This window comes from Clostridioides sp. ES-S-0190-01 (assembly GCF_020658275.1).
GTDB lineage: Bacteria > Bacillota > Clostridia > Peptostreptococcales > Peptostreptococcaceae > Clostridioides.
On sequence record NZ_JACVWA010000025.1, the window covers coordinates 1 to 542 of the forward strand.

At 50.2% G+C, this 542-nt stretch carries 5 tRNA genes; all 5 read left to right on the forward strand.

Features of this window, described 5'->3' with window-relative positions:
• Positions 1–38: 38 nt before the first annotated feature.
• The 5 genes from IC214_RS09905 (at position 39) to IC214_RS09925 (ending at position 506) form a co-directional block, all read left to right on the forward strand.
• A tRNA-Leu gene (locus IC214_RS09905) sits at positions 39–122 on the forward strand.
• Between the two features lie 30 nt (positions 123–152).
• Positions 153–229: transfer RNA gene (locus IC214_RS09910), tRNA-Arg, on the forward strand.
• Positions 230–236: 7 nt separating this feature from the next.
• Positions 237–312: transfer RNA gene (locus tag IC214_RS09915), tRNA-Gln, on the forward strand.
• A gap of 17 nt (positions 313–329) precedes the next feature.
• Positions 330–402: transfer RNA gene (locus tag IC214_RS09920), tRNA-Lys, on the forward strand.
• Between the two features lie 15 nt (positions 403–417).
• Positions 418–506, forward strand: a tRNA-Ser gene (locus IC214_RS09925).
• Positions 507–542 lie beyond the last annotated feature (36 nt).

Below are 542 nucleotides of genomic sequence, written 5' to 3' on the forward strand. Positions count from 1 at the left end.
CGGTGGTTCGAATCCACCATCCTCCACCAAAAAAATGCGCGGATGTGGCGGAATTGGCAGACGCACTAGACTTAGGATCTAGCGCCATTGGCGTGGGGGTTCGACTCCCTTCATCCGCACCATTTTTTATTTAATTTATACATATTTATTGTGGGTGCATAGCTCAGCTGGATAGAGCAACGCCCTTCTAAGGCGTGTGTCCGGGGTTCGAATCCCTGTGCGCTCACCACATATATTGGGGATTAGCCAAGTCGGTAAGGCACATGACTTTGACTCATGTATGCGTAGGTTCGAGTCCTGCATCCCCAGCCATTAAATATTAAAGTTAAGGTTCATTAGCTCAGCTGGCAGAGCACCTGACTCTTAATCAGGGTGTCCCGAGTTCGATCCTCGGATGAATCATTGGAAGTAGAATATGGAGAGGTGTCCGAGTGGTTTAAGGAGCTGGTCTTGAAAACCAGTGACTTCGAAAGGGGCCGTGGGTTCGAATCCCACCCTCTCCGCCAAATGCCCAGATAGCTCAGTCGGTAGAGCAGGGGACT